This is a genomic window from Cryobacterium sp., assembly GCF_026786305.1.
Taxonomy (GTDB): domain Bacteria; phylum Actinomycetota; class Actinomycetes; order Actinomycetales; family Microbacteriaceae; genus Cryobacterium.
In genome coordinates this window covers 26,286-42,269 of sequence record NZ_JAJAYI010000015.1, presented here as the reverse complement: position 1 = coordinate 42,269, position 15,984 = coordinate 26,286, and the positions used below count along the sequence as shown (strand labels likewise).

At 66.5% G+C, this 15,984-nt stretch carries 16 protein-coding genes; 10 read left to right on the top strand and 6 right to left on the bottom strand.

Going from position 1 to position 15,984, the window contains the following annotated elements:
* Positions 1–249 precede the first annotated feature (249 nt).
* Together LH475_RS01650 and LH475_RS01645 are read right to left on the bottom strand one after the other, a co-directional pair.
* On the bottom strand, positions 250–600 hold the full coding sequence (locus tag LH475_RS01650) for a flagellin (RefSeq protein WP_297412708.1): 351 nt from the start codon (positions 598–600) through the stop codon (positions 250–252).
* A 127-nt stretch (positions 601–727) separates the two neighbouring features.
* Entirely contained in the window at positions 728–1,549 is an 822-nt protein-coding gene (locus LH475_RS01645; protein ID WP_196844021.1) for a sigma-70 family RNA polymerase sigma factor, read from the bottom strand.
* Between the two features lie 361 nt (positions 1,550–1,910).
* On the opposite strand from LH475_RS01645, the gene LH475_RS01640 reads away from it, so the two are divergent.
* The 4 genes from LH475_RS01640 to LH475_RS01625 are packed head-to-tail and all read left to right on the top strand — an operon-like array spanning position 1,911 to position 5,133.
* Positions 1,911–2,396, top strand: coding sequence for a flagellar protein FlgN (locus LH475_RS01640; protein WP_196844022.1), 486 nt, complete (start codon positions 1,911–1,913; stop codon positions 2,394–2,396).
* Positions 2,397–2,398: 2 nt separating this feature from the next.
* Positions 2,399–3,826, top strand: a complete 1,428-nt coding sequence (gene flgK, locus LH475_RS01635; RefSeq protein WP_297412707.1) for a flagellar hook-associated protein FlgK — start codon at positions 2,399–2,401, stop codon at positions 3,824–3,826.
* 3 nt (positions 3,827–3,829) lie between these two features.
* Positions 3,830–4,741, top strand: coding sequence for a flagellar hook-associated protein FlgL (flgL, locus tag LH475_RS01630; RefSeq protein WP_297412706.1), 912 nt, complete (start codon positions 3,830–3,832; stop codon positions 4,739–4,741).
* On the top strand, positions 4,738–5,133 hold the full coding sequence (locus LH475_RS01625) for a flagellar assembly protein FliW (RefSeq protein WP_196844025.1): 396 nt from the start codon (positions 4,738–4,740) through the stop codon (positions 5,131–5,133). Before flgL ends, LH475_RS01625 begins: the two co-directional genes overlap by 4 nt.
* Positions 5,134–5,169: 36 nt before the next feature.
* On the opposite strand, the gene sufU is transcribed toward LH475_RS01625, so the two are convergent.
* Positions 5,170–5,664, bottom strand: coding sequence for a Fe-S cluster assembly sulfur transfer protein SufU (gene sufU, locus LH475_RS01620; protein WP_196844026.1), 495 nt, complete (start codon positions 5,662–5,664; stop codon positions 5,170–5,172).
* Positions 5,661–7,013 (bottom strand): cysteine desulfurase, encoded by a 1,353-nt coding sequence (locus LH475_RS01615; RefSeq protein ID WP_196844027.1) that lies wholly within the window; start codon positions 7,011–7,013, stop codon positions 5,661–5,663. The genes sufU and LH475_RS01615 overlap by 4 nt, the downstream gene beginning before the upstream one ends.
* 109 nt (positions 7,014–7,122) lie before the next feature.
* On the opposite strand from LH475_RS01615, the gene clpS reads away from it, so the two are divergent.
* Positions 7,123–7,407, top strand: coding sequence for an ATP-dependent Clp protease adapter ClpS (gene clpS, locus LH475_RS01610; RefSeq protein ID WP_297412704.1), 285 nt, complete (start codon positions 7,123–7,125; stop codon positions 7,405–7,407).
* Positions 7,404–7,967, top strand: a complete 564-nt coding sequence (locus tag LH475_RS01605; RefSeq protein WP_297412703.1) for a DUF2017 family protein — start codon at positions 7,404–7,406, stop codon at positions 7,965–7,967. Before clpS ends, LH475_RS01605 begins: the two co-directional genes overlap by 4 nt.
* On the opposite strand, the gene LH475_RS01600 is transcribed toward LH475_RS01605, so the two are convergent.
* Positions 7,949–9,442 carry an NAD(P)/FAD-dependent oxidoreductase gene (locus LH475_RS01600; protein ID WP_297412702.1) on the bottom strand — a complete coding sequence of 498 codons (1,494 nt, stop codon included), beginning with the start codon at positions 9,440–9,442 and terminating at the stop codon, positions 7,949–7,951. The genes LH475_RS01605 and LH475_RS01600 overlap by 19 nt on opposite strands.
* A 275-nt stretch (positions 9,443–9,717) precedes the next feature.
* Between LH475_RS01600 and LH475_RS01595 the strand changes: the two genes are divergently transcribed.
* From LH475_RS01595 to LH475_RS01585, 3 genes are all read left to right on the top strand, one after another.
* Positions 9,718–10,551 carry an FAD binding domain-containing protein gene (locus LH475_RS01595; protein WP_196844028.1) on the top strand — a complete coding sequence of 278 codons (834 nt, stop codon included), beginning with the start codon at positions 9,718–9,720 and terminating at the stop codon, positions 10,549–10,551.
* 32 nt (positions 10,552–10,583) lie between these two features.
* On the top strand, positions 10,584–13,412 hold the full coding sequence (locus tag LH475_RS01590) for a molybdopterin cofactor-binding domain-containing protein (RefSeq protein WP_196844123.1): 2,829 nt from the start codon (positions 10,584–10,586) through the stop codon (positions 13,410–13,412).
* 120 nt (positions 13,413–13,532) lie between these two features.
* Positions 13,533–14,945: an amidohydrolase family protein gene (locus tag LH475_RS01585; protein WP_297412701.1), complete on the top strand. Its 1,413-nt coding sequence runs from the start codon at positions 13,533–13,535 to the stop codon at positions 14,943–14,945.
* A gap of 180 nt (positions 14,946–15,125) precedes the next feature.
* Here LH475_RS01585 and LH475_RS01580 read toward each other — a convergent pair whose 3' ends face one another.
* The gene (locus LH475_RS01580) at positions 15,126–15,317 is read right to left on the bottom strand and encodes a hypothetical protein (RefSeq protein WP_196844029.1); all 192 of its coding nucleotides are present in this window, start codon (positions 15,315–15,317) and stop codon (positions 15,126–15,128) included.
* A 3-nt stretch (positions 15,318–15,320) separates the two neighbouring features.
* On the opposite strand from LH475_RS01580, the gene LH475_RS01575 reads away from it, so the two are divergent.
* Positions 15,321–15,950, top strand: a complete 630-nt coding sequence (locus tag LH475_RS01575; protein ID WP_297412700.1) for a nucleotidyltransferase family protein — start codon at positions 15,321–15,323, stop codon at positions 15,948–15,950.
* Positions 15,951–15,984: the final 34 nt, after the last annotated feature.

Genomic DNA, 15,984 nt, shown 5'->3' with positions numbered 1-15,984 from the left:
CTGCTCTGCTGGTACCACCACCACACCATCAACAGCAACGGCTGGAAAATCCGCATAACCAACGGCCGACCCCAACTCCTCGGCCCCCTCCTCTGGGACCCCACCCAAACCTGGCGCCCCGCCCACAGCCACCGCGCGAATACGCCCAGCCCAAAACCCCACTGGCGCACCTAGACCTTGATGCCGTGGTGACCAGCTGGCTCGGCCGAGCGAATGAAAATCCGCTTGGCTGGGAGAGCTGAAAAGAAACTACTCGGCGCGCGCGGGCTCGAGCAGCTGGGCCACGTTGGAGTTGGCCTGGTTCGCCTGAGCCGACACGGCGATGCCGGGCTCGGCCAGAATCTTGGTGCTGGTCTGCTCGACCATCTTGGCGGCCAGGTCGCTGTCGCGCAGCGTCGAGGCGGCCGCAACGCGGTTCTCGGTGGCGACGGCTGCAGCCCTACCGTTGGACTCGACCGTGTCGAGCAGGGCGGTCGGCTCCGGTGTACTGCTGCGAGTGCCGCTGGAGCGTGCAACCGTCGGCTGAGCCGGGCCGCCTTGAACTGCGGCCAGCTTGCGCAGCGCGTCGGAGGCTCCGGTGCTGGAGGTATTGATTTGCATGCCCATTATGGTTTCTTCCATGAGGTGGTGCGGGTGCCCTGGTCCTTCCCTGGGCCGAAGATGTGACTGATTGTGGCGCCGTTGCAGTGAGAAGACCGGGAACGATTGAGAGACTCCCTCAGAGGCGTCAGGAGGCGACGAGTTCTTCTGCGAGGAGCGGAACCCGCGCAGCGTGAGACATGCCCACGGTTGCGAGGTCGGCCAGGCGGGCGAGGTAGGCGCTGCGGCGGGCCGGCGCAATGCGCGACTCCGGCTCGTGTGCGGCCTCGGCGTCATCGGAGTAGTGAGTGCTGAGCCCGTCACGCAACAAGCGGATGGCTTCTGCCCGGGTCTGCGACACGGCCGAGTGCGTAATGCCGAGGTCGGCCGCGATCTCTTTGACCGGGCGATCGTCGAAGTAGATCTGTTCGACGATCTCGCGCATCTTCTCGGGCAGCGCCGCAATTGCGGCGTGCAGGTAGGTGAGACGCTCGGCCGAGAGTAGCGACTCTTCGGGCATTGCGGTGTCAGCGATGAGAAACTCAGCCGTGGTGTCATCGAGCGTCGACAGCGTGCGTTGGGCGTCTGACATGCCAGCGGATGCGCTCTCGCGGTCAACACCGAGCGCCGCCGCGATCTCGTCGACGTTGGGGGTGCGCCCCAGTGCCGCCGACAACGTCTCCTGCACGGCCATGGTCTCTTTGATACGACGGCGTGCGGTGCGCGTTGCCCAGTCGTTGGAGCGCATTTCATCGGCGAAGGCACCGATTATTCGACGACGGGCGAAGGCGCCGAAGGGAACGCCGAGGTCGGGTTTGAAGGCATCCGCTGAAGTAATCAGAGCCACGGCGCCGGCTGAGGCCAGATCATCACGCGAGAGGTGGCGGGCCTTGGCCCAGACCTCGGAGACGAGGTAGCCGACGAGTGGGAGATTTTCAACCACGAGGGCATTGCGGTCACTGCGATTCACAAGCCGTCCCCCAAGAGAAATAAATCACGATTGTTCGTGAAACAGGAGGACCCTTACGCCCCCGTAGGAGCCCTCAATGCCTGTTTTTTTTAAAAAGTACCGCACTCAGGGGTAAGTGGGTAGAGCGTTTGTGTCTATATTAGAGAATGGGAACCCCCCTTTATGGGGCTTATCGTGCTGCGAGGCACCCGTTTTGGGGCCTTCTCGGGCTTCTCTTATGGGCCAGGCCTCCAATAAATTGAACAGATATTCAGTCGGGGCCACTTACCTTGCTCGCATTCGGACCGATAGTGACTGATAACGAGACACTGCACACGCGACGGCCTGTGCTCCACGATACGAAAAAGTGATTGGAGGACTCATGGGCGCCAATGAACTTTCTGCTCTGCTCTGGCGCGAACGTGAGCTTCTTGAGCTACTCGTCTTCAAGCTCGAAGAAGAACAGCTGTTACTGCAGGGCGGCAAATCACGCTGGTTGCAGCACGCCACCCGCGAGGTCGAACAGGTGCTCAACCTCGTGCGTGAAGCCGGACTCGGCCGCTCGGTCGAGGTTGCGGCCCTGGCCACCCAGTGGGGCACCGCGGAGGATGCCACGCTGCGCGAGCTCGTTGCCAACGCCCCGGAGGGCCCGTGGAGCGAGATCTTCTCTGCTCACCTCACGGCGATGGGCGACCTGACCGCGCAGATCAAAGAGCTGCGCGACACCAACGAGCGATTCATTCGCGCTGCGGCTCGCTCCCTGCAGGAAACCATGGCCATGGCCACCTCCCACCCGAAGACCTACGATGCCAGCGGATTCACCGGCGCCACGATCGCCGACGCCCGGATCTTCGACCGGAACCTGTAGCCGTGAGCACCTTCAGCGGATTGAACACCGCGTATACCGGTCTGGTCGCGGCCCGCCAAGGCCTCGACGTGGTCGGGCAGAACATCGCCAACGCCAACACGGTCGGCTACACCCGGCAGCGCGTCACGACGTCAGCCATCGGCGGTGTCGCCTCGACCGGCATTCTCTCGAACGGTCAGCGCATCGGCCAGGGCGTCTCGGTGGACGGCATCGCACGCCTCGGCAGCGCCCAGCTCGACGCTCAGGTTCGCGGGGCTGCCGCCGCCGCCGGCTACACCGCCGTTCGCGCCAATTCACTCAGCTCTATAGAGACGTCGCTACACGAGCCGGGCGAAGACGGCATTTCAGCCAAACTGGATGCCTTTTGGGCCAGCTGGCAGGGCCTCGCCAACAGTTCAGACACGACAACTCCCGCCGCCCTCGTGCTCTCCACCGCCGGCGAGCTCGTGACGCAGATCGCCCAGGGCTATCAGGCCGTTACCGATGAATGGGCGTCGGTGCGCAGCGACCTCGGACACATGGTCACCGAGCTCAATGGCGCCGCCCAGCAGGTCGCCGATCTCAACGTGCAGATTCGCCAGACCGTGGCCGGTGGCGGTAACGCCAACGAACTTCTCGACCAGCGCAGTGTTTTGACGACGACGATTTCGGCGTTGACCGGGGCATCCGTTGTGGCGAAGAGTGACGGCACGGTTGACGTGTTGGTCAGCGGCAATGCGCTGGTAACGGGTGGGACCGCGAACGCAATGGCGGTTTCGGTCGGTGCGGCGGGCGGTGCAGCAGTCGGCGCGACGGTGACCCTGAAGTGGACGGATACCACGAAGTCCGCTGTCTCGATTGAGGGCGGCGAGATGGCGGGGGCGTTGTCGCTGCTGGGTAGCGACGGCGAACTCAACAAAGCGGCCAAGGCATACGACTCCTTTGCGATAGATCTCGCCGACAAGGTCAACGCGATCTATGCGACGGGCACGAATGTGGTCGGTGGCCAATCCGGGCCGTTCTTCTCGTTTGTTCTTGGAAACGCCGCGCAGACACTCGGAGTGGTGCCGACAGCAGGCTCCGACGTTGTTGCCGGCAACAGTGGATTGGGCGCGTTCGACGGCTCGATCGCCGATCGCCTCGCCCAGCTCGGTGCCGGCAAGGCAACGAATACGGCCGGCGCGATCGCAACCCCCAACACCGTTTGGTCGGACTTCGTTTCGACCATTGCCGTGGCTACGCAGTCACACCTGCAGCAGGCGAACCTGGCCAGCTCGACGGCCACGTTTGCGGTGAGCCAGCAGCTGGCGAACGCATCCGTCGACCTGGATGAAGAGAACGTCAACCTGCTCATGTTTCAAACCGCGTATCAGGGCGCGGCTCGCGTGATGACGGCCGTCGATGAGATGCTCGACACCCTCATCAACCGCACCGGCCTGGTAGGAAGGTAAGTCATGATCTCCCGAGTGACCGGCCAGACCCAGATGCGCACGGCCCAGCGCAACCTTCAAGAGAATATGGCGCAGCTGTCGAAGCTGCAGGAGCAGGCGAGCACGCTCAAGGGGCTCAACCGTCCGTCGGACGACCCGACCGCCACTACCGCCGCCATGTCGGTGCGGGCCGAGCAGGCCGCCACCGCGCAGTACGCCCGCAATGCCGACGACGGTAACAATTGGCTGACCACACTGGATTCGGCGATGTCGGCCACGAGTGACATCATGAACCGGGTGCGCTACCTCACCGTGCAGGGCTCCAACGGCACGGTCAGCCCGACCGCCAAAGAAGCCATCGCCGTCGAGCTCGAGGGGCTCAAGGCCGAACTGCTCGGCCAGGCCAACACGAAGTATCTCGGCCGCAGTGTGTTCGCGGGTAACTCTGATGCGGCGGCTGCGTACACGATGGATGGTTCAGGCGCCTATGTTTACAACGCCAGCGCGGGCTCGGTTGAGCGGCGGATCAGCGCGGATGCGACGGTTCGGGTTGATGCCGACGGGGCCGCCGTGTTCGGTGGTAGCACTGCGAAACCGCAGACCGTCTTCGCGGAGCTCGACGGCCTCATCGCGAGCCTGCGCGACACCAGCGGAACGGCGCCCGCGGTTTCTTCTCACCTCAGCGCGATTGATACGAGGATGAACGCCATGACGAACCAGTGGGCGACGATCGGTTCGCGCCAGGTGCAGGTCGAACGTGCCCAAGACAATCTGCTCTCCAAGACCGGGGCGCTCGAGAACCAGCGCGCCGGACTCGAAGATCTCAACCTCACCGAGGTCGTTCTGCAGCTCAAGCTGCAGGAGATCTCGTACCAGTCCGCCCTCGCCGTAACCGCCAAGGTGTTACAGCCCACACTGATGGATTTCCTTAGATGAGCCCGTTGTCCAGCCCGACTCTGACCTTTGTCACTCCCCCACCCGGGTTGGCGCCGCTGACGGTTTTCACGCTCAACACGATCGACGGAGCCGACGGGCTGTACTCGCTTCAGGCCGACGAGACGTCGAAAACCCGCCTGTTCGTACTCGACGCCGGGGTTCACCTGCCCGACTATAAGCCGGTCCTCTCGAATGACCAATCCGCCGCGATCGAGATCACCACGCCCGTCGACGCCCTCGTTCTCGTGGTCGTCAACCCCGGCGAAACCACGACGACGGTCAACCTCATGGCTCCCATCGTGGTCAACGCCGGCACGGGCGCCTGCGCTCAGTTCATTCTGGACGACCAGGACTGGCCGCTGCACGCCGAACTCGGCACCGGCGGCAGATAGTTCCCTCCGCCGCTGGGGTTCAGAGGCTGCGGGCAACTAGTGCGATTCGGCCTCGATCAGGGCTACCTCGAAGGCGACCCAGGACAGCATGGCGCACTTGACCCGAGCGGGGTAGCGCGAGACCCCCCCGAAGGCGGCGGCGTCGCCAAGAATCTCTTCGTCGGGTTCAATTCTTCCGCGGGAACGCAGCATCTCGCGAAAGTTGTCGAGCAGGGCGCGTGCCTCGGTCGTGCTGAGGCCGCGCAGGGTGTCGGTGAGAATCGAAGCGGATGCCTGCGAGATCGAGCAGCCCACGCCGGTCCAGACCAGGTCGGTCACGGCGGCATCCGCTCTTTCACGGGCGCTGAGCGAGACGCGCAGGGTGACCTCGTCGCCGCAGGTGGTGTTGATCTGATGCGATTCAGCCACCCGCAGACCGCTCGCGGCGCCAAGCGTTGCGGCCTCGGCCAGCGGGGTGAGGGCGACTGCTCCGTGCCGGGCTTTCGAGTGCTCCAGAATGATCGTCTGGTACAGGCTCTGCAGGTCGCTCATCGACGCACTCCGAAGAAGGGGGCGATCTCGGCCAGGGTGGCCAGAAACAGGTCGACCTCGTCGGTGGTGTTGTAGAGGTAGGTGCTCGCCCGAGTGGAGGCGGTCACGCCGAGCCGGCGGTGCAGCGGCTGGGCACAGTGATGTCCCACCCGCACGGCGATGCCGGCGTCGTCGAGAAACTGGCCAACGTCGTGCGCGTGCACACCAGCGACATCAACGGCGGCGAGGCCGAGCCGTTCCACCCCGAGGCCGGGGCCGAGGAGCCGCACGCCGGGAATTTCGGCGAGCCCCGCGACCAGACGCTGGCCGAGCTGGGCCTCCCAGGCTGCTACCCGATCCATGCCGGTTTCGCGCAGGTAGTCGACGGCTGCGGCCAGCGCGATGGCCTGCGAGATGCGTTGGGTGCCGGCTTCGAAGCGCTGCGGCGGCGCCAAGAACTCAGCTTTCTCCATGTCAACGGTCGTAATCATCGACCCACCGGTGAGAAATGGCGGCATGTCGGCGAGCAGTTCGGCCCGGCCGTAGAGCGCGCCGATACCCGTCGGGCCGAGCATCTTGTGGCCGGAGAAGACGGCAAAGTCCACATCGAGCGCCGCGACGTCGACCGGCAGGTGCGGCACGGTCTGGCACGCGTCCAGCACTGTGAGGGCATCGACTCTGCGAGCGAGGGCCACGAGTTCGGCGACCGGAGCAATGGTTCCGGTGACGTTCGAACCGTGCGTGAAGGCGAGCAGTCTCGTGTGCTGGCCGACAACATCCGCTGCCGCGTCGAGGTCGAGGGTGCCGTCATCGAGTACGGGAATGAAGCGCAGGGTGGCGCCGGTGCGCAGCGCGAGCTGCTGCCACGGAATGAGGTTGGCGTGGTGTTCCATCTCGGTGACCACGATCTCGTCGCCGGTGCCGAGGCTGAACCGGCGTGCGGCCGGGCCGCCGAGGCCGAGCGAGGCGTTGGAGAAGCTGTAGGCGAGAAGGTTGATGGCCTCGGTGGCGTTGGAGGTCCAGACGATCTCGTCGGTCTGGGCGCCGACGAACGCTGCGACTTTCTCGCGGGCGGCTTCGAACACCTCGGTCGCTTCGACGGCGAGCGTGTGTGCGCCGCGGTGCACGGCAGCGTTGCGCTGCTCGTAGTATTCCTGCTCGGCTTCCATCACGCTGATCGGGTTCTGCGAGGTCGCGCCCGAGTCGAGATAGGTGAGCGGATGCCCGTTCACCAGCTGGTGCAGCACAGGAAAGTCGTTGCGAATGCGTTCAACGTCGATGTTGGTCAGCGGGGCCGACTCAGTGCGCTGGGAACCGCGTGCGATGGTTCGAGATGGGGTAACGGCGGACGATGATGCAAAAGACGTCATACTCAAGGATATTCCCTCCCCCCGAACGCGAGCACCGAACGGGGAAGTCTGCGCGGGGAAGTCTGAGAGGGCGGTGGAAAACCCGGCGGCAGCGTGTGAGGCTTGAGGGGTGACCAAGACTGCCGAACACACCGAGCTCCGCGAGGAGGTGTCACTCGACCGACCGTGGGTGACGCTGGTCTGGGACGACCCGGTCAATCTCATGTCCTACGTCGCCTACGTTTTTCGCAGCTACTTCGGGGTCACCCCGAAGCAAGCCGAACGGCTGATGCTGCAGGTGCACAACAACGGCCGGGCCGTCGTGGCCACCGGTAATCGCGAATCGATGGAACGCCACGTCGAAGCCATGCACGGCTACGGTCTCTGGGCAACCCTCGCCAAGGCCGACGAGTGAGCGGCCTGCGACGGTTCACGCTGCACGAGTCCGGTGCCCTGCTCGGCCGGTTCGAACCGATCGAGGTTGACCTACTGCGCCTGGCCACCAGCCAGCTCGTGGACATGCTCGACGCCGGCGCCGCCGACCCGCAGCTCGCCGCGAGCGACGGCGTCTTCGGCCGCCTGCTGCCCGTCGCCTACCCTGACGACGCCGCCGCGGCGGCGGATTTTCGTCGCTTCACGGCGACCGACCTGCTCAAACGCAAGGCGCAGAACGCCCAGATCGTGCTGGGCTCTCTGGGAACGGACCCTGCCAGCGCAGCAGACGCAGCCAGCGAGGGGGATACGGCCGGCCTCGACACCGAGGATCGCCAGCCGGTCACCATCAGTCTCGACGCCGACGCCGTGCAAGCCTGGCTGCGCAGCCTCACCGACCTGCGGCTGACGCTCGCCGACCGGTTGCAGATCTCTCCCGACGGAGTCGTGCACCTCGTCGGTGACGACGCGCGTTTTCTGGGCGAACTCTACGACTGGCTCGGCATGCTGCAGGAGGAACTCGTCTACACGATCGACGTGTGACCGCGGCGACGAGCTGACCCATCGGCGTACTCGGCCAGCAGACCTCGGGCAGCAACACCGATCACGGCGCTGTAGGTGGGGTAGGCGAAGCGCACGTTGGCCAGCGTGGCCACGTCGATGCCGGCGGCCATCGCCGTAGTGACCGACTGAATGACCTCCACGGCGTTCTCACCGACCGCGTGGGCTCCGAGAATGAGCTCACGCCGGCGATCGGTGATGAGTTTGAAAAATCCTCGTTGGCGATCGTCGATCACCGCACGATCCAGCCGCGAGAACGGCACCACCTCCACCACGCAGAGCTCGTCGCGACGCCGGGCCTCAACCTCGGTCAGGCCAACGCCGGCGTAGTCGGGATCCGTGAAGCCACCCGCCGGAAGCAAGTGGTGCGGGGTTCGCCGGTTGGCATCCAGAACGGCGTTCTCGGCTGCGGCCTCTCCCTCGAACTGTGCCGCTTGCACCAGCATGTCCCGGCCGTTGGCATCACCGACGGCGAAGATGTGCGGCACCGAACTGCGAAAATACGCATCGACAGGAATAGAGGAACGACTCGTGACCACGCCGGCTGAGTCGAGACCGAGGTCGTCGACGTCCGCTGGCCAGCCGGTTGCCATGATCACGGCGTCGAAGCTGCCTGACACGTCCTGCCCGTCCTCGCGCCAGGTCAGGGTGATCGAGCCGTCGGTGGCACGGTCTAGTCCGGCGACACCCTGAATACCGAGGCGGAGGGCGACGCCCTGTTCGACGAAGGCCTCGGCGACGGCGTGCGAGACGGACTCATCGGATGTGGCGAGCACCCGGTCGGCCACGTCGAGCAGGGTCACGGCTGAACCGAAAGAATTGAACACGGTGACCAGTTGCGCGCCGGTGTTCCCGCCGCCGATAACAGCCAGCCGCCCGGGAACCCGAGGCAGGTCGAGCACGTGTTCGGGCACCACCGCCAGCTCAGCTCCCGGCACCGGCAGGCGGCGGGAATGACCGCCCACGCAGACCAGGATTGCGCCGGCCGAAATCGTGCGCCCCGTCTCGAGCATGAGTGTGAAGGCATCCACAAAGCGGGCGCGCCCCTCAAGGATGAGGTGAACGCCGGCATCGGCAAATCGGGTGGCCTCGTTTTTCATGGAACGCACCCGGTCCACGGTCTCCCGAACCCGGGCAACAGTGGCAGGCCAGTCGATGGGGCGCTCCGTCACCGAGATGCCATACGTGTCGGCCGTTCGAATCTCTCGCATGAGTCTCGCTGTTTTGGCCAGCACGCGGGTGGGCACGCATCCGGTGTTCACGCACGTGCCGCCAAGGCGATCAGCCTCGCAGACGGCGACGGATGCGCCGAGTTCGGCGGCGCGCAGGGCTGCAGCGGCTCCAGCCGGGCCGGCACCGATCACGACCACGTCGAAATGGTCGCGAACGAGACCGCTCGAATCGTGTGCCGAATTGGCGGCTGGCATCGCGTGCGCGACGATTGGGGCAGTGGTCATCTCGGTCTCCCACCGTCGACAGGTACCCAGATCCTGACAGCGTCGGCTGTGAATATGCCGGTGCCCGAGTGGCTGCAGATCTCCCCGTTGGCCTCAGGCCAGAGATGACGACACTCCGTTTCTACGCGAACTCTCGCCGTCACCGGTGCGAAAACTTCTCATCATCGTGCTGTCAGTTTGGTGGGCAGCGTGTGCGGTACCCTACTCTGTGGAACCACAACCACCGTGTGCTCAAGGTCGCACGCACGGCTCGACTTGGCCCGCGATGGAGACCCATGGACCTCAGCACTGTGACACACGTCACCGCCGCTCGACAGCGGAGCGACCTCGCCGCGCTCGGGCCGACCGTGGTACCGCTGGCCGGAGGATCCGAGCTGTTCGCGTACCCGCGGGCCCACCTCACCGGTCTTGTCGATCTGCACAGCTTTGGCTGGCCCGCCCTGACCGTAACCGGGGACGGCCTCTCAATTGCCGCGACCTGCACCATCGCTGAACTATCCCGGCTGCCGATGCGGGCGGGCTGGGCGGCGCATCCGCTGTTCTATCACTGCTGCACGGCCCTGTTTGGCTCGTTCAAGGTGTGGAACGTCGCGACCGTCGGTGGCAACCTCGCCACCTCGCTGCCGGCCGGTCCCATGATCACCCTCGCCGTCGCACTCGACGCCGAGCTGCTGGTCTGGCGCGGCGACGGCAGCGACGAGGTCGTACCGGCCCGCGAGTTCGTCACGGGAGACATGACCAACGTGCTCGCGCCGAATGATGTGCTGCGCTCCATCCACGTGCCGCTGGCCTCGCTGCAGGCGCGCACGGCGTATCGCAAGATTGCCCTGTCGCCGCTCGGGCGCTCGGGCGCGGTACTCGCCGGGCTGCTTTTGATCGATGGCACCTTCGTGCTCACGGTGACGGCGGCGACGCTGCACCCGGTGCAGTTGCGCTACCCGGCACTACCCGCCGCCGAGGTTCTCGCCCGCGATATCAGCGCGATCGACTGCTGGTTCACGGATGCCCATGGCGCGGCCGACTGGCGACGCGCAATGGGCCTGCTCCTGGGCGAAGAGATTCGCGCCGAACTCGCCGGCACCGCGACCGAGGCCGGAAGGCACTCGTGACGATCGAGCAGATGCGGGTGACCACGGAAACCATGAACTTCGACATCAACGGATGCCCGGTCGAGGCGACGCCGGCACCCGGCCAGTGCCTGCGCACCCTGCTGCGTGAGCACGAGCACTTCGACGTCAAAAAGGGCTGCGATACCGGCGATTGCGGCGCCTGCACGGTGCAGGTCGATGGCACGCCCGTGCACTCCTGCATCTATCCGGCGTTTCGCGCCGCCGGAAAGCAGATCACAACGGCGGCCGGCCTCGGTCAGCCGGGCAACCTCGCCCCGGTGCAGCAGCGCTTCGTCGACGCCGCAGGCTTTCAGTGCGGTTTCTGCACACCCGGAATGGTCGTCACCGCCGCAGCGATTACCTCAGCTGACAGTGCGTCGGATGCCGCCACCAATCTCGATGATTTACCGCGACTGCTCACGGGAAACCTGTGCCGCTGTACCGGCTACCGCTCGATCAGCGACGCGATTCACGGCCAGCACACTCCGCCGGAAGGCTCCTGCCACAGCGCGCCGGAGCTCGAACGCTCAACAGCATCGCGTCTCGGACCGGTGCGGGCGACCGGTCGGCCTGTGACCGGGCCCCCCGCCGGGCCGGTCGGCACCTCCCCCGGCGCCATCGCGGGCGAACGGGTCGTGAGCGGGATGGAACCCTACACCCTCGACGTGACCATCCCCGGGTTGCTGCACCTCGCCGTGCTGGGGAGTCCGCACGCGCACGCACGCATCCGCTCTCTCAATGCGGCACGAGCGGCCGCGTTGCCCGGCGTGCACCGCGTGCTCACCCACGCCGATTCCCCCACGACCCTGTTTTCGACGGCGCGGCACGAGAGCCGGTTCGACGACCCCGACGACACCCTGGTCTTCGACGAGACCCTGCGCTTTCGCGGGCAGCGCGTCGCGGCGGTCGTGGCCGACTCCGTGGCGATCGCCGAGGCGGCCTGCCGACTCATCCATGTCGAGTACGACCTGCTCGACGCCGTGTTCGACCCGCAGCTGTCGGGGCAGCCCGGCGCTCCACTCGTGCACGGCGATAAGGACCCGGTCGTCTCGCGCCTGGCCGACCCTGGGCGCAACCTCGTCGCCGAGCTGCACGGCGAATTCGGCTCCGTCGAGGCCGGCCTCGCGCAGGCGACCACCATCGTTTCCGGTCGCTGGCAGACCCAGCGTATCTCCCATACCCACATCGAAACCCACGCCACGATCGGCTGGCGTGACAAAGACCGGCTGGTGCTCCGCACGAGCTCGCAGGTTCCATTCTTGGTGCAGAAAGAGATCTGCCGTCTGTTCGACCTCGACCCGGCCGACGTGCGGGTCTTCACCAAACGCGTCGGCGGCGGTTTCGGCGGCAAGCAGGAGCTGCTCACCGAAGACCTCGTCACCCTCGCCGTGCTCGAAACCGGGCGCCCGGTGCAGTACGAATTCACCCGCACCGACGAGCTCACCATCGCCCCGGTACGTCACCCGATGACGATCGACGTCACCCTCGGCGCGCACGGCGACGGCCGCCTCACCGCGCTGAAACTCGGCGTGCTCGCCGACACCGGCGCCTACGGCAACCACGCTCCCGGCGTGATGTTCCATGGCACGAGTGAATCCGTCGCGCTTTACAACGTGCCCAACAAGAGAGTGGATGCCCAGAGCGTTTACACCAATAATCCTCCGTCGGGCGCTTTTCGCGGTTACGGCCTCGGCCAGATCATCTTCGCGATTGAGTGCGCGCTCGACGAGCTGGCCCGCGAACTCGGCGTGGATCCGTTTGAACTGCGCCGGCTGAACTCGGTGCAGCCCGGCGACCCGCTCGTCGTCACGCACGAGGAGGGCCCCGACCTCGTGTTCGGCAGCTACGGCCTCGACCAGTGCCTCGACCTCGCCGAGGCGGCGCTGAAACGGGGCAATCGGTCCGTCGTTCCGACCGGGGCCGAGTGGCGGGTCGGCACCGGCATGGCATCGTCGATGATCGCGACCACGCCGCCGCGCGGGCACCGCTCGGAGGCATCCGTTGCGCTCACGACGGGCGGCCGGTATCTGGTGCGGGTGGGCACGACCGAGTTCGGCAACGGCACCACGACCGTGCACGCGCAGATCGCCGCGACGGCGCTGCAGACGACCGTGGACCGCATCGATCTGGTGCACTCCGACACGGACGCGGCCGGTTACGATTCCGGCGCGTTCGGCTCGTCCGGTGTCGTTGTGGCGGGCAAGGCGGTACTCGCCGCGGCGACCGCGCTGGCCGAGACCCTCGTCGAAGCGGCGGTGTCGTGCAGCGGGTCGGCTGCCGACGCCGACGCGACCTGGCAGTTGGAGCGCGACGGGCTGCGCACGGCAGGAATGGTCGTATCGCTCGCCTCCCTGGCGCGCTGGGCCGCAGCCAATGACGTCGATCTGACCGCTACGCGCAAAGAAGACGGGGCGCTCCGCTCACTCGCCTTCAACGTGCACGCGTTTCGGGTCGCCGTGAACACCGCCACCGGTGAGGTGCGCATTTTGCAGTCCATTCAGGCTGCGGATGCCGGCTTCGTCATGAATCCCGAACAGTGCCGCGGACAGATCGAGGGCGGCGTCGCGCAGGCGCTCGGCACCGCCCTGTTCGAGGAGGTCGTGCTCGACGGCGCCGGGGCCGTGACGACGCGGGTGCTGCGTAACTACCACGTGCCCCAGCTCGTGGATCTGCCGGTCACCGAGGTCTATTTTGCACGGAGCCACGACGTGCTCGGGCCCTACGGCGCAAAGTCGATGAGTGAGTCGACCTACAACCCGGTCGCACCGGCGCTGGCCAATGCGGTGCGCGACGCGATCGGTATCCGTCCGACGGAGTTGCCGATGTCGCGCGACCGAATCTGGCGTCTGCTGCACGGTTGAGCGGGTGTGCGAACCCCCGGCGCAGGTCTGGTGGCCGTTCGGTACCCAGCTGCGCAGATTCTCGGCCAGACGGAGCCGCAATGCCGAGTGTGAGGCGAGGAGCCGGTAATCTGCGTTGATGTGAACAGGACCGTTTTTCACGAAGTCTTTCGCGGCCATATTTTTCACGTTGCCGGCGCTCCGACTGTCGCCGCGGCCCGCGAACACCTCGTGTCGGTGCCCGACGGCGCCCTCGTCACCGCCGCCGACGGCACGATTGTCTGGGTCGGCCCGTTCGCCGACCTCCCGGCGGCGTTCGCGGGGCTGCCGGTGACCCGAACCGGGTTCATCGTGCCGGGGTTTGTCGACACCCACCTGCATTTTCCCCAGACCTACACGACGGATGCCTACGGCGGCGGCCAGCTACTCGAATGGCTCGACGAGTGTGTCTTTCCGGCTGAGTCCAGGCTGGTGGACCCGGGGTTTGCACGGCAGATCGCGCGTGATTTCACCCGAAGACGGGCATCCGTCGGCACGACCAGCGCGATCGTGTTCGGGTCGGCGTTTGCGCCCGCGCAGGACGCCCTGTTCGAAGAAACGCAAGCGTCCGGCCTGCGGTTGGTGAGCGGACGCGGCATTCAGACCGTCGGCACCGACTCAGCCCGGGCACTGCTCACGAGCGAGCAGGCGGCGATCGAGCTCACGGCCGCCGAGATCGACCGCTGGCACGCCGTCGACACCGGCGACGCCCGGACCGCGCTGCTGCAGGTCGCTATCGTGCCGCGGTTCAGCCTCTCGGTGACGCCGACGACCCTGGCCGGGCTCGGCGAGCTCTACGACGCGGTGCGCGACCGCGGCGTGTACTTTCACAGCCACCTCAACGAGAATGACCGGCCGGGAACCGGCGAGATCGACGTGGTGCGTTCGGTATTCGGTACCAAGACCTACCTTGATACCTATGATGGATGCTTTCTGCCTGGCTCGGTTCAAGGTGGCTCGAGCCTGCTCGGCCCCCGCAGCATCCTCGCCCACGCCGTGCACTGCCAGGACAGCGAGCTGGCCCGCCTCGCCGACACCGGCACGTCGATCGCGCACTGCCCGACGTCGCAGGCGTTTCTCGGCTCGGGTACCATGCCGTGGCGGCGCACGACCGCGTTCGGCGTGAACGTCGCGATCGGAACGGATATCGGCGGCGGCGACGAATGGCTCGTCGCACGGGTGCTCAACGACTGCTACAAGGGGCACCTGTCGGAACCCGGCGACGCCGGCGTGGCACTCGATCCGGCCGCTCTGCTGTTCACCGGAACGCTCGCCGGAGCCCGCGCCCTCGATATGGAGGACCGATTCGGAAACTTTGACCTCGGCAAGGACGCGGATTTTCTGCTCATCGACCCCGACCGCTGGGAGCCGCTCGCACTCGTGTTGGAGAACGCCGTGCATGCCGACGACGCCGCGCTGGCCGCCGAACAGACCCTCTTCGCGCTGCTGCTCGCCCTGCGGGAGCCCGCGATCACCGGCGTCTACGTGCGCGGCCGTCGAGTCAGGGTGGAATAGGCTCAGCTGCCGCGTGAGGTGGAGTAGGCGAACGGGGCGAGCGGCAGCGGCACGTCGTGGTGCTCGGCACAGTCGGTGCCCGGCACAGTCGGTGGTCAGCACAGTCGGTGGTCAGCACAGTCGGTGGTCAGCACGGCCGGCGGGCAGCACGGCCGACGGGTGCCGAATTCTGGTCGGCAGTCACCAGGGAGCCTCGAGTTCCTCGAGATCTTCATACACGCTCCTGATGGCATAGCCGTCAAAGGCGGAGGCGCTGTCGATCGGGCATTCCAGCCAGACGGCCGCACCGTCGGCGTGCCTTCGGGCCGAGGAGTCGGCGATCCGCGCGAGCGGAATCCCCCGCCGCGCGAGCGGGTACAGCTCGAAAACCATACGATGGCAGGCATGCAGATGCCGCCGCCACCCAGCCGTACCGCCGGGCTCGTGCTCGCCGCCGGGGCCGGTTCGCGCTACGGCCGGCCGAAAGCGCTCGTGTACGACGCTGCCGGGCACTCCTGGCTGCAGCACGCCGTCGAGGTACTGACAGCCGGCGGGTGCTCCCCCGTGATCGTGGTGCTCGGCGCCCGCGGGGCCGAGGCCGCGGCCCTGCTCGAACCGACGGCATCCGTTCTCGTCGTGGAGGCTGCCGACTGGGCCGACGGGCTCTCGGCCTCCCTGCGTGCCGGACTGCGCTGCGCTGCCGCCCTTCCCGCGGTTACGGCCGTCGCGGTCATTCCGGTGGACGTGCCCGATCTGAACGCGGAAACGGTCGCGCGGGTCATCGGCACGAGAATAAGCGGCACGAGAATAAGCGGTGCGAACAACGACAGTGACGGCACACTGCGCCAGGCCCGGTTTGCCGGCCAACCGGGCCATCCCGTCGTGATCGGCCGCGCGCACTGGACGCCCCTGATCGCCACTGCGGCCGGTGACACCGGTGCCGGTCCGTACCTGCGCGCGCACGAGGTCGAGGCGATCGAATGCGGCGATCTGGGCACGGGTATCGACATCGACCGGCCCAACTGACTCCCACCGGCCCCACTGGCTGGGCAAACGAACT